Annotated in this window: 21 protein-coding genes and 2 tRNA genes; 9 read left to right on the top strand and 14 right to left on the bottom strand. The window is 55.6% G+C overall.

Annotated features, from left to right (window positions below):
* Window positions 1-505: 505 nt before the first annotated feature.
* The 7 genes from BLT77_RS19475 to BLT77_RS19445 all read right to left on the bottom strand — a co-directional run bounded on the left by BLT77_RS19475 (window position 506) and on the right by BLT77_RS19445 (window position 5,479).
* Window positions 506-596 (bottom strand) — tRNA-Ser (locus BLT77_RS19475).
* A gap of 132 nt (window positions 597-728) precedes the next feature.
* Window positions 729-1,451 carry a helix-turn-helix transcriptional regulator gene (locus BLT77_RS19470; RefSeq protein WP_090368462.1) on the bottom strand — a complete coding sequence of 241 codons (723 nt, stop codon included), beginning with the start codon at window positions 1,449-1,451 and terminating at the stop codon, window positions 729-731.
* Between the two features lie 14 nt (window positions 1,452-1,465).
* A complete protein-coding gene (locus BLT77_RS19465) occupies window positions 1,466-2,107 on the bottom strand; it encodes a hypothetical protein (RefSeq protein WP_090368460.1) in 642 nt (213 codons plus the stop codon).
* Window positions 2,104-2,286 carry a hypothetical protein gene (locus BLT77_RS19460; RefSeq protein WP_090368458.1) on the bottom strand — a complete coding sequence of 61 codons (183 nt, stop codon included), beginning with the start codon at window positions 2,284-2,286 and terminating at the stop codon, window positions 2,104-2,106. Before BLT77_RS19460 ends, BLT77_RS19465 begins: the two co-directional genes overlap by 4 nt.
* The gene (locus BLT77_RS19455) at window positions 2,267-3,538 is read right to left on the bottom strand and encodes an FMN-binding protein (protein WP_090368456.1); all 1,272 of its coding nucleotides are present in this window, start codon (window positions 3,536-3,538) and stop codon (window positions 2,267-2,269) included. Before BLT77_RS19455 ends, BLT77_RS19460 begins: the two co-directional genes overlap by 20 nt.
* A 74-nt stretch (window positions 3,539-3,612) precedes the next feature.
* Complete coding sequence (locus tag BLT77_RS19450; protein ID WP_090368454.1) at window positions 3,613-3,891, bottom strand: hypothetical protein; 279 nt, start codon at window positions 3,889-3,891, stop codon at window positions 3,613-3,615.
* A 10-nt stretch (window positions 3,892-3,901) separates the two neighbouring features.
* A complete protein-coding gene (locus BLT77_RS19445; protein WP_245710004.1) occupies window positions 3,902-5,479 on the bottom strand; it encodes a reductive dehalogenase in 1,578 nt (525 codons plus the stop codon).
* A 596-nt stretch (window positions 5,480-6,075) separates the two neighbouring features.
* Here BLT77_RS19445 and BLT77_RS19440 point away from each other — a divergent pair.
* Window positions 6,076-7,326: an OmpP1/FadL family transporter gene (locus BLT77_RS19440; RefSeq protein ID WP_176819398.1), complete on the top strand. Its 1,251-nt coding sequence runs from the start codon at window positions 6,076-6,078 to the stop codon at window positions 7,324-7,326.
* Window positions 7,327-7,482: 156 nt separating this feature from the next.
* The gene (locus BLT77_RS19435; RefSeq protein WP_090368450.1) at window positions 7,483-8,415 is read left to right on the top strand and encodes a LysR family transcriptional regulator; all 933 of its coding nucleotides are present in this window, start codon (window positions 7,483-7,485) and stop codon (window positions 8,413-8,415) included.
* Window positions 8,416-8,634: 219 nt separating this feature from the next.
* Here the strand turns inward: BLT77_RS19435 and BLT77_RS19430 are convergent, their stop codons facing one another.
* The 6 genes from BLT77_RS19430 to BLT77_RS19405 form a co-directional block, all read right to left on the bottom strand.
* Complete coding sequence (locus tag BLT77_RS19430) at window positions 8,635-10,314, bottom strand: acyl-CoA dehydrogenase family protein (RefSeq protein WP_090368448.1); 1,680 nt, start codon at window positions 10,312-10,314, stop codon at window positions 8,635-8,637.
* A gap of 84 nt (window positions 10,315-10,398) precedes the next feature.
* Window positions 10,399-11,076, bottom strand: a complete 678-nt coding sequence (locus BLT77_RS19425; protein WP_090368446.1) for a nitroreductase family protein — start codon at window positions 11,074-11,076, stop codon at window positions 10,399-10,401.
* 180 nt (window positions 11,077-11,256) lie between these two features.
* Entirely contained in the window at window positions 11,257-13,347 is a 2,091-nt protein-coding gene (fusA, locus tag BLT77_RS19420; RefSeq protein WP_090368444.1) for an elongation factor G, read from the bottom strand.
* 610 nt (window positions 13,348-13,957) lie between these two features.
* A tRNA-Ser gene (locus BLT77_RS19415) sits at window positions 13,958-14,048 on the bottom strand.
* 74 nt (window positions 14,049-14,122) lie between these two features.
* Window positions 14,123-14,620 (bottom strand): GNAT family N-acetyltransferase, encoded by a 498-nt coding sequence (locus tag BLT77_RS19410; RefSeq protein WP_090368442.1) that lies wholly within the window; start codon window positions 14,618-14,620, stop codon window positions 14,123-14,125.
* Window positions 14,621-14,629: 9 nt separating this feature from the next.
* Window positions 14,630-15,010, bottom strand: coding sequence for a nuclear transport factor 2 family protein (locus tag BLT77_RS19405; protein ID WP_176819397.1), 381 nt, complete (start codon window positions 15,008-15,010; stop codon window positions 14,630-14,632).
* 317 nt (window positions 15,011-15,327) lie between these two features.
* Here BLT77_RS19405 and BLT77_RS19400 point away from each other — a divergent pair, with 317 nt between their 5' ends.
* The 5 genes from BLT77_RS19400 (at window position 15,328) to BLT77_RS19380 (ending at window position 17,415) form a co-directional block, all read left to right on the top strand.
* Window positions 15,328-15,987 (top strand): Bax inhibitor-1/YccA family protein, encoded by a 660-nt coding sequence (locus tag BLT77_RS19400; protein ID WP_090368438.1) that lies wholly within the window; start codon window positions 15,328-15,330, stop codon window positions 15,985-15,987.
* A 66-nt stretch (window positions 15,988-16,053) separates the two neighbouring features.
* On the top strand, window positions 16,054-16,443 hold the full coding sequence (gene tusD / locus BLT77_RS19395; RefSeq protein WP_090368436.1) for a sulfurtransferase complex subunit TusD: 390 nt from the start codon (window positions 16,054-16,056) through the stop codon (window positions 16,441-16,443).
* Window positions 16,443-16,799: a sulfurtransferase complex subunit TusC gene (tusC, locus tag BLT77_RS19390; protein ID WP_090368434.1), complete on the top strand. Its 357-nt coding sequence runs from the start codon at window positions 16,443-16,445 to the stop codon at window positions 16,797-16,799. The genes tusD and tusC overlap by 1 nt, the downstream gene beginning before the upstream one ends.
* The gene (gene tusB / locus BLT77_RS19385) at window positions 16,796-17,083 is read left to right on the top strand and encodes a sulfurtransferase complex subunit TusB (RefSeq protein WP_176819396.1); all 288 of its coding nucleotides are present in this window, start codon (window positions 16,796-16,798) and stop codon (window positions 17,081-17,083) included. Before tusC ends, tusB begins: the two co-directional genes overlap by 4 nt.
* Before the next feature lie 2 nt (window positions 17,084-17,085).
* On the top strand, window positions 17,086-17,415 hold the full coding sequence (locus BLT77_RS19380) for a TusE/DsrC/DsvC family sulfur relay protein (protein ID WP_090368431.1): 330 nt from the start codon (window positions 17,086-17,088) through the stop codon (window positions 17,413-17,415).
* Between the two features lie 79 nt (window positions 17,416-17,494).
* Here BLT77_RS19380 and BLT77_RS19375 read toward each other — a convergent pair whose 3' ends face one another.
* On the bottom strand, window positions 17,495-18,922 hold the full coding sequence (locus tag BLT77_RS19375) for a glyceraldehyde-3-phosphate dehydrogenase (protein ID WP_090368429.1): 1,428 nt from the start codon (window positions 18,920-18,922) through the stop codon (window positions 17,495-17,497).
* A gap of 226 nt (window positions 18,923-19,148) precedes the next feature.
* Between BLT77_RS19375 and BLT77_RS19370 the strand changes: the two genes are divergently transcribed.
* Window positions 19,149-19,937 (top strand): DUF2989 domain-containing protein, encoded by a 789-nt coding sequence (locus BLT77_RS19370; RefSeq protein WP_090368427.1) that lies wholly within the window; start codon window positions 19,149-19,151, stop codon window positions 19,935-19,937.
* A 236-nt stretch (window positions 19,938-20,173) separates the two neighbouring features.
* Complete coding sequence (gap, locus tag BLT77_RS19365; protein ID WP_090368425.1) at window positions 20,174-21,181, top strand: type I glyceraldehyde-3-phosphate dehydrogenase; 1,008 nt, start codon at window positions 20,174-20,176, stop codon at window positions 21,179-21,181.
* Window positions 21,182-21,409: the final 228 nt, after the last annotated feature.

Genomic DNA, 21,409 nt, shown 5'->3' with positions numbered 1-21,409 from the left:
TTGGGATTGCGGTGATCGCGACAGGCATCGACCTTTTCTGCAACCACCGCAACTACGCGGTTACCAGTAACCCTATCGATTAGCACCGTCGCCCTTGCGAACGCGAGGGCCCAGTGGCTTTAATATCGATACGAGAAACACAGACACTGGGTACCCGCGTGCGCGGGCACGACCGAAGGATGGTTGGGATTGCGGTGATCGCGACAGGCATCGACCTTTTCTGCAACCACCGCAACTACGCGGTTACCACTAACCCTATCGATTAGCACCGTCGCCCTTGCGAACGCGAGGGCCCAGTGGCTTTGGTTCTGGATAGGAGAAAGAAAGACGCTGGCTACCCGCGTGCGCGGGCACGACCGAGGACGTTTTGAATCTGGGTGGGGACGGTTAATGCCGAGCGCGGTGCCGGGTTCGGTAACCAGAGTCCCGCAGCACCTCAAATGTGTCGCCCTTTCTTCGAACGCAGAACAGCAAAAAGCCCGCACTAGGCGGGCTTCTTTATGTATGGCGGAGAGATAGGGATTTGAACCCTAGAAGGGCTATAAACCCTTGCCGGTTTTCAAGACCGGTGCTTTCAACCACTCAGCCATCTCTCCAACGCGGCAAATAGTAATAATCACCGGCCCGGCTGTAAAGTAAAAAACGGTCGAACGAACAATATGGCGGCAATCTCCGGCGCGAATGACGATTTTTCATTCGGGTTGAGACTATTGCCACCAAACTTTGCATTACACCAGCCTGAGTTTACCCGCTTCGTATACCAGCTGGGCGATGTTTTTCGCACCCAGTACCTGCTTAAGCACACTAATGTGGTAGTCGACGCCGCGCAGGGTCAGGCTCAACTGGGAAGACACCTGCTCCCGATCCTGGCCCTGGGCAATTCCGGAAAGAATGTAGACCGCCAACGGGCTGACAACATTGCAGTCCACCAGAGGATGGATGTCACGACCATAATCCAGCGCAATCCGGGTCTGCAGCCGCTCAAGGCACGCCACCACCCTACCCCGTTGCTGCGCCAGCTCACTCAGTTGCTCCGGGGTTTCTGCCAACAACATAAACCGTCCCCGCAGTCGCGGCGACACCGGACAGCATACGGACACCGTCATCACCCCACCGATCCCCTGAGCCTGCAGGTGACGAGTCATCGCCGCTGGCATGGTTCGCTGCGGCCAGACACACACCTGCTGGCTCAGAAGCTGCTCGATCACGGTTTCCATATGACGGTAAAACGGCATCTTTCTGCGCCACAGACTCAGCGCCTGGCCGGAGCTGGCAAACAGCTGACGACGCTTGGCCAGATTGCGAATCACGTGCTCGGTACTCTTCAACCGCCGCCCCCAACGCATCGGCTCGTCAAGATCGTAGCAATAGCAGATGGCTTTCACACCCAGCTCGTCACACCCTTGTTGCAAGACCTCGGCAATGCCGGCCCCGCTGTCTGCCTGTGTCATAACATCCCCCTCACTCAGCGGTTATCCGCGGCCCTGCAGGTGTCGGCCCCCTGATCCAGCTGACAGCGAAACACCCGCTGGTGACGCTGATCCAACTGCTGCCTCAGCAAACCGACGACATCCAGCGCCATCCCCTCGAACTGCCTGTCCAGCAGAGCGCTTGCCGACTCATACTGCCCCAGCTGGCGCAGGAGCTCGGTGGCCATCAGCCGCTCCTGCACCTGGTGCATGTCCAAAATCGCCAACAACGCCTCCATGTTGGCCCGTTCCGCCTCGGTCCAATCGACGCCTGGGCCACTATCGTTGCGATAACGATGGTTGGCCTGATGCCACAGCTTAACGCGCAGATGCAACTGGTAGTCGGACGGCTGGCTCACATGGTGATCAAGCAGGCTCTGTGTCTCGGCCAGAGTCAATGGCTGATACTCACAGGCATCGCCACCACCGTCCGGGTTAACCGCCAGTTCTGGTAGCCATACCGCCATCTGGCAGTGGCCGCAGCGGGCCACCAATGGCTGTTCAGGCACTGTGGGACTGTCGACGTAGCCATCACTCCACAGGGTGGCAAAGCGGGCATCCACCGCCACCAGCGGTCGATGAATCAACTCGCCACCACAGTCACTGCAAATGAGATAAGTCTCTGGTCCATACTTCATTGCGCTGGCTCCCCGGTAGTCAGTGTGGCACTGACGCTATCGCTAAACTGCTGCCACACGCCATCGGCATGGATCATCCGCGCCGAATTGAAAAAGAACAGCAAAATTAAAAACAGGGTCACACCGCTTAATACCCGGGCGATGGGGTGTGCATTGGGCTTACGCCTGAGTTTTGCCATGGGAACCTCTCTTGCAAGTGGATGACGGTTGGCTGGAGTCGCACTGCACCTCTATTCGGCGACTGTCTTGCCAGGCTCGCGCCCGGTTGACCGCTTTTCGGCGCAGTTTCACCGATTCGTTAATGGTCAGCCCAACCGGGCAGAAATAGCGGCACCAGAAGTCGGGAATGAAGGCCGCACCAAACAACGACAGCGGCAGGATATACCACTGCATGCCAACCCCTTCCAGGGCAAACATCATCGAAAACGGCTCATAGGAGCCCAGTGAAGGATGGCGGGAGATCAGTATCAGCATCAGCGACACCCAGATCAGAAACAGGATCAGGCTACGGGCATGCTTGGTCAGCGCCGCTGGCGCCTTCATCGACAATCCTGTCACCTTGGTCAGCAAGGATTGCACCGCACTGAAAGGACACAACTTATGGCAATAAACGTTACGCCCCAACAGCACAATCCCCACCAGAATTCCGCCCATCAAAATCCACCATATCGGATGCTGCTTCACGCTGGGAATGTAACCCAACACAATGCTGCTGATGCTGCCAATGCCGATGGACGCATTGGTGTAAAAGCCTACAAACAGCAGCGACGCCAGTGGCAACGAGGTTTTAAGAAGCCGACTGATACGGTGTTTCGATCCGATGCTGACCACAATCGACGCCACCACCAGCAGCAACATGCCAAGCTCATCCCACCCCAGGGCCCAGGGGTCAGGCGTCCAGGTGGCGGGCAAGCCCAGGTGGGTCATCGCCCCCAGGTGCAACGAGGCGCGCATTGCCTGACTGACGCCGCGGGCGGTAATGGTGGCACCGGAGTAGGAATCGATGTCGGTATCCAGTAAGAAATCGTCGGTGACCGAGCGGTTCGCCAACTGGCGGAAAAAGTGTTTCTTCTTCAGCCGCTCGATGTAGGGTGGCGTTTCCGTATCCGCCAGCAACAGCACCTCATGGGTTCGGGCGCCGGTATCGGTACGGCTGGCAGTAATGGCCACCGTCATCGGGCCGCCATAGCCATCCCCTTGCCCCAGAATCACCACCTCGGGATCGCCACTTTGGGCGTTGCCCAGCTCAAACACCCGGGGACCATCGGCTTGGCCCTGATACGGCGTCAATGTGGCCTCGGGGAAGTGGGTGGCCAGCAGCGCCTCATAATCAGGCCGGGTACCTATCTGACCGATAACAAAAGCCGCGATCAGACTCAACCAGGCCAGACCACGGATCACGGGGGACCAATCGAATCGTTTTGCTTTCATGACATTCTTGCCTTGTGGAAAAGATCGGCGTGCGCCGCCGTACAAAGCGGGCACGCCGATAGGGGAGGAACGGTTTACAGGCGCAGGCCTTTGGGCACGTATTTGCGCCAGATAAAGGCCATCAGCAACAAGCCCGGCATGCAGAAGACCGCCAGCCCCAACGAACCGGATTGCGGCACATCCTCAATAAAGGAGCTGCCGGCCCAGCCGATGCCAAATAGGAAGGTTAACGCCCCGGTGATCATGCCGGTCCAGGCCAGAGCAGGCATGCGCACCCGCACGGACAGGTAGGCCAGCCCCAGAACACCCAGGGTGAACAGCATGCCCATGATAAAAAATTCCAGTAGTTCCATGTCACTCTCCTCAGGAACGGCCAACAGCGCCGAAAACGTTACGGTTGGTTGCGTTAACCCGCATCCCCTCACCGGTATTCCAGAACTTGGTTACCTTGGCTGGGTTCTGGGTAGAGCCGTAACCAAAGGCGGGATGCATCTCCGACATGGCACTGTGCAGCACATCGGGAACGAACGGGTTGGCGGCCACAATCATCCAGTGGTGCCAGAAATCCGGTTCGTTAAAGGTGCAGGCGGCGTTACACGCGGCGCAGTCACCGTCACTCTCCATCCAGTAGTCAAAGCAGCGCTTGGAATCGACATGGAATTTTTTAATCCCTTCGTGGTTGTTCCAGTTATAGCCAGGCTGATCCGAGTGCTCACCGACAAAGGTAAAGGTGGTGTCCTCACCCATTGGCAACGCCTTGGACGGACAAGCTTCGGCGCACTTTTTACAGGACTTGCAGAACTCCTCAATGCCCCAGCTGCGCGGCTGGTCGTGATCAATGAACTCCAGATCCGTGTACACCTTGCACAGACGCAAGCGCGGGCCGTAGCCGGGTACAATCAACTGGCCATTTCGGGCGCCCTCGCCCAGACCGGCGGCAATGCCGTAGGCCACGGAGTTCCCCAGATCGTTGCCGCTGGCCACGGCGTGATAGCCAAGGCCACGAATAAACTTAGCCATCTGCGACGCCAGGGTCGCCATCTTGGTGTAGCCGTCTCCAACGGTACCGCCGGAGGTAAAGGTGGGCGCCGTCGCCAGGTTGTCGTAGTCCATGGGCACCGCCATCACGATCACCGTCTTCGGCTCGAAAGGAAAATCCTCCTCCCAGCTCAACTCGCGGTCTACTGGCTTAAAGTGTTCCATCGCCCCCTGCATCGCCTTGGCCATCTCGGCCTGATCGGTGATCTTGCTGACCCCCTGAGCCTCCATGGTTTCCATCATCTCTACGGTGGCGCCGGCATCATAAATCGGATCGTAATCCCAACGCTTATCACGTTTGGCGATACCACAGCGGATGGCGCCAAACAGCCTTGCGGCACTACGGATGGCGTTGGCGGCTTCCAGCTTGGAGCCAAACTGATACTGCTCATGCTCGACATCCGACTGATCCCAGGAGAACCAGGTGGTATCCGGCACCCCCATGGCTCCGAGGCGCAGATCCCATTTATGGGGCGGACACCAGGCGGCATGGGACAACGACCGATCCAGCTGAGTAAAACCAAGGCGGGAGTTATCCCAGCCCTTCTGCTCGAAGCGGGGTACCTGAAGCTGGAAATTGTAGTGAGGGTTGTCTTTGTTGAGGCGACCAAACTGCTCATTGCGCTCAGGGTGGCGCATCATCAGCAGTGGGCTGCCGGCGTAGGACCACATGTGGTCACGACCGGGGAAGGGTTTAAAATCGTCGGCCAACTGCGGCCAGCCAGGGTTGAGTTTTCCCTCGATGGATACCCGGCCAACGCCATAGGCGCCCAGGCCGGCGGCCAGAACGGCACCCCCACCAATGGCGGCGCGCTTAAACAGTTTTCGTCGTTCCGGGTTATCCAGCAATCCTTCCTGTTCTCGGGAATGCGTGGTATCGCCCTGCGTCTTTTTTTCAGTCATGGTTTTTATCTCACATTTCAGGTCCGAATAATAAATGTTCCAGTCATAAGGATTGCATTTATAATCTCAGCCATCACAGCGTCAGGGATAAATAATAATAAAAGTACCGCCGCTCAAATAGATCCCCCTTAACAACTCACTATTCCGCTTTTGATAACAATAGATTTTAATCGGCCGGAAACCCTTATCCGAACTTAGTTTTACCCTCTTGCCGAACACCTCCCCAAAAACGGTTAAATGTTGCAAATTGCGACCCAGCCAACACTTTGGTGCCTATCTGAGGCATCACCCAAAGCCACCACAAAGCCAGACGGTCAAACAACTTAACAACAGGGTGGTGGGAAAAATCACATTTAGCCAGAGGCGCGAATAAAAAAAAGCCAAGCTAATTTAGCGTGCGGATTGTTATCAACAATGAAATTCACTATTAGCGAAACAGGGAGAAATCAGCTCAAGATTTAATGATTTTTCTTGGCATTAGTCACGATAGGAAATAAAAACAATCCCATCCATTGATGAGTTGGCCATATATTCAAAAGCGCAAGAAAGATAAATCAATAAAAATAATTCACCATTTTAAATCAAGGGAATTAACCATGAAATTTCGTCGTTCTCCGATTTCATGCCTGATGCTGTCCATCTGCTCCTTCCACGCCGCTGCCAGTGGCATCCTTCGCGATGAAACCGCTTCCGCTTACCTGGGCAGTGCCGGCGCCGGCCGCGCTGCCGACATCGGTGCCAGTGCCGCGTTCAACAATCCCGCCGGCCTGACCTACCTCGATCACAAGGCGTTCCAGGGTACCCTGCTACTGGTCGAGGACACCTTCACCTTCCACGACAATGGCTCCAGCGGCAACAACGCCGATTTTGACCAACGCAAAAAAGATACCGACTACGGCAAGGGCTTCAGTGGCGGTGGTTCACTGTTCTATGGACAACCTTTGGGCGAGAAATGGGGGGTGGGCTTTGCCTTTGCATCACCGGCCGGGGGCGCGACCGACTTTGGCGATAACTGGATCGGCTCCAACTTCATTGAGTCGGTGGAGGTGATGGTCGCCGTCGCCGTCGCCTCGGTCGGTTACCGCATCAATGACCAATGGTCCGTCGGACTCAGCGCCGGCATCAGCTATATGGCCTGGGAACTGGATATGGATCCATTCCCCGGCGCTTCGGAAAACCTCGACCTGGACAGTTTCGAGCCGGTCTGGTCCGTGAGCGTAATGTATCAGCCATGGTCTCATACCCGCCTGGGACTTCGGTACACCCCCGGCGTAACTCATGAGGTAACCGGTAAGACCACCATGACCACCCCCATGGGAACCCTCATCGACCACGCGTCGCAGGAGTTCAATCTTGCCGACCAGGCAGTGCTGAGCCTGGATCACCAGCTGACACCCAAGCTAAGCCTGCTGGCTGACGTGGAGTGGGCCCAGTGGTCTGATTGGGAAGAGAGCCGCATCATCCATGATAACGGCCCCACCATCGTGGTGGACCGTGACTGGAAAGATGCCTGGAGCGCCGGCATCGGCCTAAGCTACCAGGTCGCCCCGGACTGGACCCTGAAAGCCGGTATCGCCTACGACGAGTCATCGGTGTCCAAGGCCATCCATAAGCTGGATCCCCCTGCGGATCGCCAGATCGCCTACGCTGCCGGTCTCGGTTGGCAACTGAGTGACTCCACCCGGTTCGACCTCAGCTATCAATACATGGATCTGGGCGATGTCGAACTGAACCAGTCTATCGAAGGCTTTGATCCAATCGCCGGTGCCCCCTTTAGCCAACAGATTGTCGGTCAGAGTGAAGCCCACCTGCACATTGTCAATCTGAGCCTGAGCAAACGCTTCTGATAGCCAGGGTGCCGGCTTGCGATTTGGACGGGCCGGCCCCCCTTTTACTGGGAAAAACTGAAAAAAAACACTCACCATCGCAGGGCTAACTTGGGAAAGCACTGCGCCGCTGTTAACATTCAACTAACCATCCCAAGTTACCCAAAGCTTCTGTCTATGCACCAGATCTCTCTCGATGACATCCGCCTGGTAAACCAGATCGCCCGCGTCGGCAGTTTTGCCAGGGCCGCCGACACCCTGTCACTGCCCCGGCCCAGCGTCACCCGCCGAGTCAAACAGCTGGAGCAGTTTCTTGGCGTCAGCCTGTTTCAACGTTCGACTCGCAAACTGGCGTTAACACCTGAGGGGGAAGCGTTCCTGCAACACAGCCAAACCATCGAAGCCGAGTGGAAGCAGGTGACCGAACGGATGAAAACCACCACCGGTGAGCCCAGCGGCAGACTCCGGGTCAGTGCCCTGGGGCTGTTCAACCGGGTCATTGCCGGGCCGGTATTGTCCCAGTTCGTGCGCCAGTACCCAAAAATCGACCTGCAGCTGAAATCCACCTGGTCCGCCCCCGATGCCACTAAGTTTGACGTCGATCTGATGTTAAATACCAAACCGCTGGATGATAAAAGCTTCGTTAACGAACCCCTGTCCCTGACTAAGAGGGATTTCTACGCCAGCCCCGACTATCTGAACAAAGCCGGCTTCCCCAAAGACATTAAGGATCTGTGCAATCACGATCTGGTGGCCCTGAACTATACCGACCTCAACGATGGCGAGTGGTATTGGCAGGATGGCGACCAGCTCCGAACCCTGCAGGTACGCAGCCACCTGAGCCTGGATGAAGCGGAGGCCGCGGTGCAGATGACCCTGCTGGGCCACGGAATCTGCTGGCTACCGGACTTTTGCTGTCAGCAGTACCTGGATAACGGCCAGCTGGCGCGTCTGTTTGACGGCCGCTTCGGCACCCCGGGGCCGCTGTGGGCCATCTACCCCAGGACCCCATTTGAAAACCATCGCATGCGGCTGTTTATCGAAATGGCCAGGGCCAGCCAGCTGCTGGGAGAGCCGGCGCCCGCCAAGCTTGGCAAATCCGGAGGTTAATCCTCGGCACCGAAGTCGGCCGGTTGGTTGCAGTTTCTATTAGCGAATAAACTGCAACCTAGTCGGCCCTCCTCATTTCGGTTCCGCCAGCGATCCGACTCATCACTCCTCTTTAGTTAGACGTTCGCTTCACCACTCAACCTCACCGTTCAAGGAGTCGCGGTAGCAGAAATCCGACGTTCCATTGAAGATAACCCTCCTTGGCCACGGCATTTTTGGCTACCGATGCGAACGGCGGCTGAGCGTATGAGGCCGAGCACGCTCGATGATCGCCAGACAGTCGATGCCCAGGGGCAGGTTGCCAAAACATAACCCAAGCCCAGGCCCCAGGCGGCTGGCACAAAATGCATCGATAACACCGGCATTTCCGGCAAAAATCAGCTGCGCCGCCTGCATCAGCTTGGCCAGACGCTCTACCATGTACCGCCCCTGATACTCAAAGTCCGTCAATGCCTGAAACTGCTCTCGGGTGTCATCCAGATAAGTGTCGTACAGCCGGTGGCCACCGCGGGCCAGCTCCAACTCGGCAAAGTAGGCCTCCATCGCCTGCGGCGTTTTACCGATGGCCCGCAACACATCCAGACATTGGACATTACCACTGCCCTCCCAGATGGAGTTCACCGGCGCTTCACGATACAACCGCGGCAGTATGCTCTCCTCCACATAACCTATGCCCCCCAGACACTCCTGGGCCTCGCCAATATGGTGAGTCGCACGTTTGCAAATCCAGTACTTACCAATCGCCGTGCCCACCCGCAACAGCAGCTGTTCCTGAGGATCGTCCGGGGCGTCCAGTGCCCGAGCCATGCGACCGGTCATCGCCAGTGCCCCCTCGACCTCCAGACACAGATCCGCCACCACATTCTGCATCAGCGGCTGCTCAATCAACCGCTTGCCCATCACGCTGCGATGGGCAATGTGGTGGGTCACCTGGGCCACCGCCTGACGCATCATCGACGTCGAGCCGATCATGCAGTCGTAACGGGTCAACGCCACCATCTCGATGATGGTGGCCACGCCACGCCCCTCCTCCCCCAGGCGCCAGCCCAGTGCACCGCGAAACTCCACCTCAGAGGAAGCATTGGAGTGGTTGCCCATCTTGTTTTTAAGCCGCTGCACATAGAACTCGTTGCGGCGACCGTCCGGGCGCCATCGTGGTAACAGAAAGCAGGTCAGTCCGGCTGGCGTTTGCGCCAGAGTCAGGAAACCGTCACACATGGGCGCCGAGCAAAACCATTTGTGGCCGATGATCTCATAGCGATCGTCTTTCACCTGCGTCGCCAGCGTGGTATTGGCCCTCACGTCGGTGCCACCCTGCTTTTCGGTCATGGCCATGCCGATGGTCACTCCCTGTTTGTCGCCGACAGGCTTATTGGCCGGGTCATAACGGCCTCGAAGCAGTTTGGCCAGCCAGTTCGAGGCTTCACCGCTGTTTTTCATCAACGGCGGCACGGCCGCAAAGGTCATGGTCAGCGGGCAGCCACTGCCGGCTTCATTCTGGTTGTAGAGGTAGTTGAGGGCCATCCTCACCACGTGGGAGCCCGGCTTGGGATCGGTCCAGGGCAGGGTCGGTATGCCGACATCGATAGCCAGGGCCATCAGCTGGTGATAAGCGGGGTGGAACTCCACCCAGTCGATGCGGTTGCCGACGCGATCGTGACTGTGAAACTCCGGCTTATGCCGGTTGGCCAGAAAGCCCTTCTCTATCCACTCGGGCTCTCCCAGGGTTTGGCCGAGCTGGCGAACCCGCTCCAGTCCCCAACTGCCGCCTTCGCGAGCCAGCAACTCTTTCAGTGGTTGATCGTTGTCATACAGGTTGTAGTGCTCCAGCGGCGGCACCTGGTTAAACACATCATGGGTTTCAGCAAGTATGCTGAGCGGGGGTTGAGAGGTCGACACGGATCCTTCCTTCTGGTCAGATTTTAATCATCCATCAACTGAAACTAGCGTTTACCTGGCACGCCGTAAAGTCCTTTCTGCCCCCTACAAAAAGCTGGCGATCTCCGCCAACGACTTCTTGTGTCGGGCGTGGACGGGAATTCGGGCATCCTCGCCCGGGTAGCCAGCCACGATTAACATATAGGGCCGCTCATTGTCGCCACGACCGCAGACCTTGGAGAGAAAGCTCATCGGTTTCGGGGTATGGGTGAGTGTTGCCAGCCCGGCCTGGTGCAGCGCGGCGATCAAAAAGCCGGTGGCTATCCCCACGCTCTCATGCACGTAGTAGTTGGTGGTTTCACCGTCATCCTGAAGGCCGCCTCGTTTCTTGCTGAACACCGCAATCAGCCACGGGGCGGTTTGCAGATAGGGCTTATGGGCATCGGTGCCCAGGGGCTTCAGGGCCTCCAGCCAGGCTTCTCCGGCGCGCTTGTCTTGGTAAAAGCCACGCTCCAATGCCTCCGCCTGTTCGCGGATCTGGCTTTTAAGGTGGTCTGAGTGAATGGCAGCAAAATGCCAGGGCTGGTGATTGGCACCACTGGGGGCACTGCCGGCGGTGAGAATGCAGTCCTCGACCACCTGCCGGGGAACCGGCCGATCGGAGAAGCTGCGAATGGAGTGGCGGCGGCGCATCTGCTGCAGAAACTGCTGCGATCGCTGCTGCATCTGCTCGCTGTCGTATTCAATAAAGTCGTTGAGGGGGTCACTGTCATGAGGTTGCATGGCGTCGCTCCGATCCGTGGGGTGTTCGGTCAACCTCAGGCACACCTATGTCCGCTTCACCCGTTGATGAAGCCTCCATGCTATCCAGCACGCCGATTCTGCACAAGCCATGACTACCGGCACCCCAAACAAAAAGCCCCGGCACTAGGCCGGGGCTTTATCACTGTCTGTAATCAGAGATTACTTGCCAGCTGCATCGCGAGCTTTCACTTCAGCGATAACTTCTTCTGCCACGTTCATTGGGCAAGGCATGTAGTGGGAGAACTCCATGGAGAACTGACCACGGCCGGAAGTCATAGTACGCAGGTGACCGATGTAACCGAACATTTCGGACAGAGGTACGTCAGCCTTGATGCGAACGCCAGTGGCGCCAGCTTCTTGGTCTTTGATCATACCGCGACGACGGTTCAGGTCACCGATTACGTCACCAACGTGGTCTTCTGGAGTGAACACGTCAACCTTCATGATAGGTTCGATCAGCTGAGGACCGGCCTTAGGAATGGATTGACGGAAAGCACCCTTAGCGGCGATTTCGAAGGCTACGGCAGAGGAGTCAACCGCGTGGAAACCACCGTCGAACAGCTCAACTTCAACGTCCAGAACTGGGAAACCAGCCAGAACGCCCTGCTCCATCATGGAGCCGAAGCCTTTCTCAATGGCAGGCCAGAATTCCTTCGGCACGTTACCGCCCACAACAGAGGAGGTAAAGGTGAAGCCGGTACCTGGTTCGCCAGGCTTGATGCGGTAATCGATCTTACCGAACTGACCGGAACCACCAGACTGCTTCTTGTGAGTGTAGGAATCTTCAACTGCTTGAGTGATGGTTTCACGGTAAGCAACCTGTGGCTGACCAACAATCAGGTCAACACCGTAGGTACGCTTCAGGATATCAACTTTAATATCCAGGTGCAGTTCACCCATACCCTTCAGGATGGTTTCACCGGAATCTTCATCGGTTTCAACCTGGAAGGATGGATCTTCAGCAACCATCTTACCGATAGCAATACCCATCTTCTCGGAACCACCTTTGTCCTTCGGAGACACAGCGATGGAGATCACTGGCTCAGGGAAGATCATAGGCTCCAGGGTGCACTCATGCTTAGGATCACACAGAGTGTGACCGGTCTGCACGTTCTTCATACCAACAACCGCGATGATGTCACCGGCTTGAGCACGAGAGATCTCGTTACGCTCATCGGCGTGCATCTCTACCATACGACCGATACGCTCGGTTTTGCCGGTAGCGGAGTTCAGGATGGTCATGCCTTTTTCCAGAACACCGGAGTAGATACGGATAAAGGTCAGGGCGCCGAAACGGTCATCCATGATCTTGAACGCCAGAGCACGCAGTGGCTCGTCGGCAGATACGGTAGCAACTTCACCAGTAGCTTCACCAGTCTCTGGATCAGTCAGAGGCTGTGCGTCAACTTCGGTTGGGCTAGGCAGGTAATCAACAACCGCGTCCAGAACCAGCTGAACACCTTTGTTCTTAAATGCAGAACCACAGTAAGTTGGGAAGAAGGACATGTCACGGGTACCCAGACGGATACAACGCTTGATGTCTTCCAGAGAAGGCTCTTCACCTTCCATGTAAGCCATCATCAGGTCTTCGTCCTGCTCAACTGCCATTTCGATCAGCTCTTCGCGGTATGCGGCAGCGTCATCGACCAGGTCAGCTGGGATGTCTACAACTTCGTAGTTTTCTGGCAGGCCAGTGTCGTCCCATACGAAAGCCTTCTGGCTCAGTACGTCAACAACACCAACGAAATCATCTTCACGACCGATAGGCAGGGTCATAACCATTGGGTTTGCACCCAATACGTTCTTAACCTGGTCTACAACGCGGAAAAAGTCTGCACCCATACGGTCCAGCTTGTTCACGAAGATCAGACGGGCTACTTCGGATTCGTTAGCGTAACGCCAGTTGGTTTCGGACTGAGGCTCAACACCGCCGGAACCACAGAATACACCGACACCACCATCCAATACTTTCAGGGAACGGTATACTTCAACGGTGAAGTCTACGTGTCCCGGAGTATCGATGATGTTCATCCGGTGCTCTTTCCAGAAACAAGTGGTAGCAGCTGACTGAATGGTAATACCACGCTCAGCTTCCTGTTCCATGAAGTCAGTGGTAGCGGCACCGTCATGAACTTCACCGGTCTTGTGGATCTTACCGGTCAGTTTCAGGATACGCTCAGTAGTAGTGGTCTTACCGGCATCAACGTGAGCGAAGATACCAATATTTCTGTATTTTGATAAATCAGTCATTGCTTTACTCTGCAAAAAACAATCGTAGTCACTTTTCGGCGGGGAAGTATACCACTATTGGTACCAAAAGATACGCACTACTCGAAATGATTTCGGTAGTTAGCCTCGATTTTGTACTGCAAATGGTTACTCTCTTGTCCGACGTCGGTTGGGATGTCTGACTTGCCGCACGAATTATAGCCCACTTCTATTTGCCAACGATGATTTGGGGCCGAAATCTCAAAAAAAACCACCGCTCGATTCTGCCGCTGAGCCCCGGTGGTTCGGAACATTCGGCATCAGTCTCGTTCGTGTGTTCTTACTGTCGTTGGCATAGCCTTGCAGGACCTTGTAACCCATAGACATTTCCATCAACTCCGGCCTCGATGTCCGCGTTGACAGGGGCGTCATTACATGGTCAACCCTGCAAGTTGTACGAAAAAACCCGCCAAAAGGCGGGTTTTTCTAAAACATGGCGGAGAGATAGGGATTGATACCCGCGCTGCGCTTGGCCGCCTTCGGCGTTACTCGCTACGCTCGTTGCGAACCCAGCTAGGGCTCTTCACCCCATCTCTCTCCTAACTTCGAAACCAAATCATGAAAAATCACAGTCTCAAAGGTGTTACTAATATGGCGGAGAGATAGGGATTTGAACCCTAGAAGGGCTATAAACCCTTGCCGGTTTTCAAGACCGGTGCTTTCAACCACTCAGCCATCTCTCCAGTGGCGGCAATAATAGGGAAAGCTAGGCTCTCTGTAAAGCCCTAGATTCGCACCAGGGTCCAATAGTCGAAAACTATGACCCAGAGCATCCTTCCAATAAGGTCAATGCCATACGCCAACTCTGCAGTCGTTGACCGCGCCGAACAGTCCGGTTTTCCCGAATCACCGCAAACCCCCGATTTTCAAAAAACGGCCGGGCAAAACGGGACGCATCGACAGTAAGAGTATTCAGGGGTTGTTCCGCCACTGCCCGCAGTAAATGCTCGTACAACGCCGTTGCAATCCCCTGACGCTGATAAGCGTGATGGGTATAGGCCAAGTCGATATGACCGCTGTCGGTCAGGGTGATAAATCCCACTCTCACCTCGTCCAATAAGGCTACCCAGGCAGGCCATTGCGACAATCGCTGCGCCCAGCGCTCATACTCCTTAGGCAATGGCGCCCAGGCCGCCACCTGTTCCGGTGTGTAGTGAAGCAGGCCAACGGAGTGAATGGTGTCGTAAAACAGGTCGGTCAATGCACGGGCATCGCCCGGCTGATAAGGGCGAATGCGCAGTTCGGTATGGCTCATAGGCGTAGCTCAGAATGGCTGGCAGGGCGTGCCCTGATGATGGATCATCTGCCAGCGGTTATTCTCCAGCACCCACAATGAGCTACGCAGGGAGTAGCTGAAAACCGACCCTTTCACCATTTTGACCCGATACAATACCTGACACAGGCTGGCACTAAGCTGGCGTACCTGAAACTCTCTGGCATCGATCAGCGGGGGCACTTCGTTGGGTACTCGCTCCAACACCTGGGCCAGCCCGAACCGCTGTCCGGCGGCGGACACCTCAATAAAATCGGGGTGGATCAAAAAAGCCAACTGCTCGGGATGACGACGCGTCGAGTGACAGAAAAGGCGCTTTTCCAGAGCAACGATATGAGGTTCCAGTTCCAATGCTGCGCTTAGGGTATTCATAAACGGGGTAGTCATCCTTAACGGTTACGCTTTCCTGACGATTGCATCGCCCTGAGATTATTCTGCCTTATCTCTTCAGCATAGCCCAGACGGCGTCGATAAAATGTAACCAACGCGTGTTAGTTCGGGTTTTGTGCGCTGTCGCGACGGCATTTCCGTATTCAGTCACTACAGCCTTGATTGAGGCTGAACTCAGCACTCAATATTGACGCCGCAGGGTTGAAAAACCGTTGCCCGGCACCTATATCAACTTGTACAGTAAACCTTTTAGGATTTGGTGGCTCTAAACTGTTGTAGCCACAGACAAAGGAGTCAACATGCAGACCCAGCGTTTTGAGACCGTCAGCAGCACCCGCAGCTCGGTCGAGATTAATAAAGTTCTACGTAACACCTATATGTTATTGGCCATGACCCTGGCCTTTTCCGCCGCCGTAGCCGGCGTCTCCATGGCGTTGAACCTGCCCTACCCCGGCCTGATCATCACGCTGGTGGGTTTCTACGGTCTGCTGTTTTTGGTTAACCGCACTGCCAACAGCGCCATGGGCCTGGTGTCCGTATTCGCCCTGACCGGCTTTATGGGCTACACCCTGGGACCGATTCTGAACATGTATCTGGGTGCCGGCATGGGCGACGTCGTCCTCATGGCCCTGGGTGGCACCGCCCTGACCTTCTTCGGGTTGTCCGCCTATGTGCTGGTTACCGGCAAGGACATGTCCTTCCTGGGGGGCATGATGATGGCCGGTTTCTGGGTGATCATTGCCGCCTTCATCGCCAACATCTTCCTGGCCATTCCGGCCCTGAGCATGGCGCTGAGCTGCCTGTTCATTCTGTTCTCGTCCGGTGCAATCCTGATGCAGACCAGTGCCATTATCCATGGTGGTGAGACCAACTACATCAATGCAACAGTGACCCTGTTTGTGTCTCTGTACAACATCTTCCTCAGCCTGTTGAGCCTGCTGGGTATGAGCGACGACTAAGCTCGCAAATTACGTTACACTAAGGCCCCATTACCGGGGCCTTTTTTATTGAATGCAGCACACGATATGAGTTCTTTTTTAGTGGTCGTCAACGGCGAACCCTACGGCAGCCAGTCCGCCTGGTCTGCCCTGAAATTTTGTGAATCCGTCATCGCGGCGGGCCACCGGCTGGAGCAGGTGTTCTTCTATCAGGCCGGCGTGCTCAATGCCTCCAGGATGCTGATGCCAGCCAGTGATGAACTGAACCTGCTCGGCCGCTGGCAACAACTGCACCAACAGCACCAGGTGCCCCTGGTCAGCTGCGTCTCCGCCGGCCTGCGCCGGGGAATCATCGATACCGAAGCGGCCGAAGACGCCGGTCTGGACAGTGCCAACCTGGCCAGCGGCTTTATCCTTGGCGGGCTGGGCGAACTGGTGACCACCATGCAGGCGGCTGACAGGACGGTGCAATTTTGATGAAACAGTTAGCCATAGTCTTTACCCAGATGCCCCATGGCCGCACCGGTGGCCGGGAAGCGCTGGATCTGGCCCTGCTCAGCGCCAGCTACGACATCCCCACCCAATGCTTCTTTGTGGGAGACGGGGTCTACCAGTTGCTGACCGGCCAGGAGCCCGGCCAGATAGAGTCCAGGGACTACATCGCCACCTTTAAAGCCCTGCCCATGTACGACATCGAGCAGATCTGGGTCTGCCAGGAGTCTCTGCAGCAGCGAGGTCTGGTCGCCGACGACCTGATGATGCCGGTCAACGTACTGACCCGGCAACAACTGACCCAGCAGCTTAACGGCACAGAACAGGTACTGACATTTTGAACGTTCTCCATACCCTCAACCAATCACCCAATGACAGCGCCCGCCACCAACTCGTAATGGATTACGCCGCCGCCGGCGACGGCCTGCTTCTGATGCAGGACGCCGTCGTGGCCGCCACTCTGCCGGAATTTGCCGGCCTGGCCGAGGCCCGCCCCTGTTACGTTCTTAAGGAAGACCTTCAGGCTCGGGGGTTGTTAAATCGGATTCTGGCCCCCATAACCGTCATTGATTACCCGCAGTTCGTCGATCTGACGCTGCAATACGACAAAGTACAGGCTTGGTAAACATGTTGAATTTCAATGGTCAGGAAATAGAGACTGACAAACAGGGCTACCTGCTGGATGCCAGCCAGTGGCAACCGGAGATGGCACCGCTGCTGGCCGAACAGGAGGGCATCATCCTTAGCGCCAACCACTGGGAAGTGGTGAATTTTGTGCGGGCGTTCTACGAAGAGTTCAACACCAGTCCCGCCATCCGGGTGCTGGTTAAAGCCATCGGCCAGAAACTGGGTGAAGACAAAGGCAACTCCAAGTACCTCTACAAGCTGTTCCCCAAAGGCCCGGCCAAACAGGCCACCAAAATTGCCGGCCTGCCGAAACCGGCTCGCTGTATCTGAACCCCTGTTGATTTTTTAACGGGTTCAGACCAAAAAAAGCCAGCATCTCTGCTGGCTTTTTTGCTATTCGGGCAGTCCGTTATGACGGAATCACATGAGTCGTCAGACCCAGCATCTTCTTCATCACGCGGGTAACCTGGCGGCTGTAGCCAAACTCGTTGTCGTACCAGACGTACAGCACGGCGCGGTCGCCGTCGACGATGGTAGCTTGTGAGTCCACCACACCGGCATAACGCGACCCGACCAAATCGGTAGACACGATCTCGGTAGACTCGGTGAAATCCACCTGGCTTTGCAGCTCGGAGTGCAGGGCCACTTCACGCAGAAACTCGTTCATGGTGTCGCGGTCGGTGCCTTCGGCCAGGTTCAGGTTCATGATGGCCATGGACACGTTTGGAGTCGGAACGCGGATGGCGTTACCGGTCAGCTTGCCTTTCAGCTCTGGCAGCGCCTTGGCTACCGCTTTGGCGGCGCCGGTCGAGGTCAGCACCATGTTCAGAGCCGCACTGCGACCGCGGCGGTCACCCTTGTGGTAGTTGTCGATCAGGTTCTGGTCGTTGGTGTAGGAGTGAACCGTCTCAACGTGGCCGTTGCGGATACCAAACTTATCGTTGATGGCCTTCAGTACCGGAGTGATGGCGTTGGTGGTACAGGACGCCGCAGACACAATCATATCTTCCGGCTCAATGTCCATGTGGTTGACACCATAAACCACGTTCTTGATGTCACCTTTGGCCGGAGCGGTCAGCAGCACCTTGGCCACACCCTTGGATTTCAGGTGCAGACCCAGACCCTCTTCATCTTTCCAGATACCGGTGTTATCAACAACCAGGGCGTTGTTGATGCCGTACTGGGTGTAATCCACCTGATCCGGGCCATTGGAGTAGATCACCTGAATGTAGGTACCATTGGCGATGATGGCGTTGTTCTCTTCATCCACCTCGATGGAGCCGTTAAACGGACCATGGATGGAATCGCGACGCAGCAGGCTGGCACGCTTCTCCAGATCACCATCGCGACCGCCACGTACCACAATGGCTTTCAGACGCATGGAGTTGGCCACGCCGGTGCGCTCAATCATCAGACGAGCCAGCAGGCGGCCGATGCGACCGAAACCATACAGAACGACGTCGCGCTGCTCCAGCTCCTGCTCGATGGCCGGGCCCATTTCCGCTTCAACGTAAGACTCAATCTCACTGCCGTCGGTATGGTTGCGCCAGTAGTTCATGGCCAGCTTACCAAGATCGATGCGAGCGTAGCGGACATCCAGCTTGCTCAGGGCTTCCAGGAACGGGAAGCTCTCACGCAGGCGCAGCTTTTCGCCTTCGTGCTTACGGACCAGACGGTGAGACTTAATGATGTCGATGGTCGACGCATTCAGCAGGCTCTTACCATACACCAACACTTCGACGCCTTTATTACGATACAGCTTGCCAATAATGGGTTGCATCGCTTCGGCCATTTCGAAACGTTCTTGCCAGCTTTTCAAGTGCTTGTCAGCGCTCATTGTGAACAGATCCTTTAGATGCGCACAGTCTTCGACTCAATGCTTTATAATCGTGATTAAGTTCAAAGACCATGAAATGGGTACAGATAACGTGGCTACGTTGGCCAACTGGCTGGTATTCTACAGAACAACTGCTTCTTGATTCCAGCGACCTAAATCCGTAATTTAATTAGAGAAATCGACTAGATTTAGCCGATAACCGCAGAATTTTTGGTAAACTTACACGATGCGAGCAATTGCCCTGGTAGCCCTGCTGCTACCCCTTAGCGCCTGTGACACCCGATTAACGCTACAGCAAGTGTGTGAATCTCACCCAGAAATGTGTCAGGACGTGCCCCTGACCGGGTGGTGTACTAAAGAACGCTCACAGGTGATCTGGACCCGTTATGAAGACCAACCCAATGATCGCAGAACCATCTATAACGAGCTCATTTCTTTAGAAAACTATGTCGGTTGCATGGAAAAAGCGACCATGATAGAAAACCGCATTATTGCCAAGGAGCGGGAGACTGCTCGAATAGAAAGCTACATCGCTTCGCAAAAAGCGCTGAAAAAACTGCAGCAATCCACCGCCAGCTCCCCTTCTCCCTACCTCAGCTTCTATCACTGGACCCGGCTCAACGACCACCAGGCGCTGGCGCGGTTCCTGGAGTCCGAGCGAAAAGGCGAGCTGAGTTCCGTCCAGTTAAAGCAGTTCGCAGCGTCCTACTACTCTCGAATTAACCCTGAGAAAGCAGTCGCCTACCTATTAGACACTCTTACCACACTGCCCCACCCCGCTATCGATACCTATCTGGATCTGTCCAACGAATACCTGACACTCAACCAACCAGCTAACGCCTATCTGTTTGCTAAGATGACAGCACAGTTCAAACCCGAGCTGGTGAATGCGCAGCGACTGCGGTTATTACGAGCTTCCAGCAACGTGGACAAGGCCACTCTGGACGCCAAAGCCGAGGTACTGCTGGACAAGCTTGAGCAGGGCACATTTACGGCAAACGACCTCAAATTGTAATTTTATTTCTTTTTGAGTTACGGACTAAATGGTGATTTATTGCACGGAGCGCGCCTCGCCATCGCGAGGCACTGGTCACAGAATCAGCCGTTTTGTACTAGGCTTAAGCCAACTAAAACTTGATGTGTCGTAACATTTACTCATTTATCACAAAATATTGCGGTTACGCCCTTGACCACCGTCATTAGTGTTGTAAATTAACCACAATTACATAAGTTATCGAGATAGGTATCACTATGATCAAAGTTGCCATCAATGGATATGGCCGAATCGGCCGCAACGTTGTGCGCGCGCTGTATGAGAGCGAGAAAGACTACCCAATCAAAATCGTTGCTATCAACGATCTGGGTGACGCCGCCATTAACGCTCATCTGACCAAATACGATTCCGTGCACGGCCGCTTCAACGCAAAAGTTGAACAAAGCGAAGGTGCCATCACCATCAATGGCGATGAGATCCGTACCTTCTCCGAGCGTGATCCGTCCCAGCTGCCTTGGGCCGACTTGGACGTTGACGTAGTTTTCGAATGTACAGGTATCTTCACTACCAAGGCCACCGCCTCCAAGCACATCGAAGCCGGTGCCAAGAAAGTGATCATCTCTGCACCTGGTAAAGAAGTTGACGCAACTGTTGTTTACGGCGTAAACCACGACATCGTAACTTCTGACATGACCGTTATCTCCAACGCGTCTTGTACCACCAACTGCCTGGCTCCTTTTGCCAAGCCGCTGAACGATGAGCTGGGTATCGAGTCTGGTCTGATGACCACCATCCACGCCTACACCAATGATCAGCGTCTATCTGACGTATATCACTCAGATCTGCGTCGTGCCCGTGCTGCGGCGGTAAACATGATCCCAACCAAGACCGGTGCTGCTGCAGCCGTAGGTCTGGTTGTGCCTGAGCTGGCGGGTAAGTTCGACGGCGGCGCCGTTCGCGTACCAACCATCAACGTATCTCTGGTTGATCTGTCCTTCGTTGCCAAGCGCGACACCACCATCGAAGAAGTAAACGCGATTGTCGCCAAGGCTTGCGGCCAGGGCGCCATGGCCGAAGTTCTGGCTGTAAACGATGAGCCGCTGGTTTCCTGCGACTTCAACCACAGCCCTTACTCCTCGACCTTCGACGCTACCCAGACCCGAGTAAACGGTCGCCTGGTGAAAGTAATGGCCTGGTACGATAACGAGTGGGGCTTCTCCAACCGTATGCTGGACAACGCCGTTGTCCTGATGAACGCCAAATAAGCGCTCTACGGTAAAAACTCCTGACAGGGGCTCGCTTCGGCGAGCCTTTTTTTGTGCCTCAAAAACGAATGGCGCCCTTGCCTGCGCCAGGTCCCTGTCGCTTAGGGTTTTAGACGAAAAAAGACGCTGGGTACCCGCATTCGCGGGCACGACTGCCCCCACCCGTCGCCCTTGCGAACGCGAGGGCCCAGCGGCTTCGGTTTTTGATGCGAGCAAAGACACTGGATT

Source organism: Ferrimonas sediminum, assembly GCF_900100175.1.
Taxonomy (GTDB): domain Bacteria; phylum Pseudomonadota; class Gammaproteobacteria; order Enterobacterales; family Shewanellaceae; genus Ferrimonas; species Ferrimonas sediminum.
Note: the sequence above shows the minus strand (reverse complement) of the source record. Positions and strands in the feature narration are given on the sequence as shown.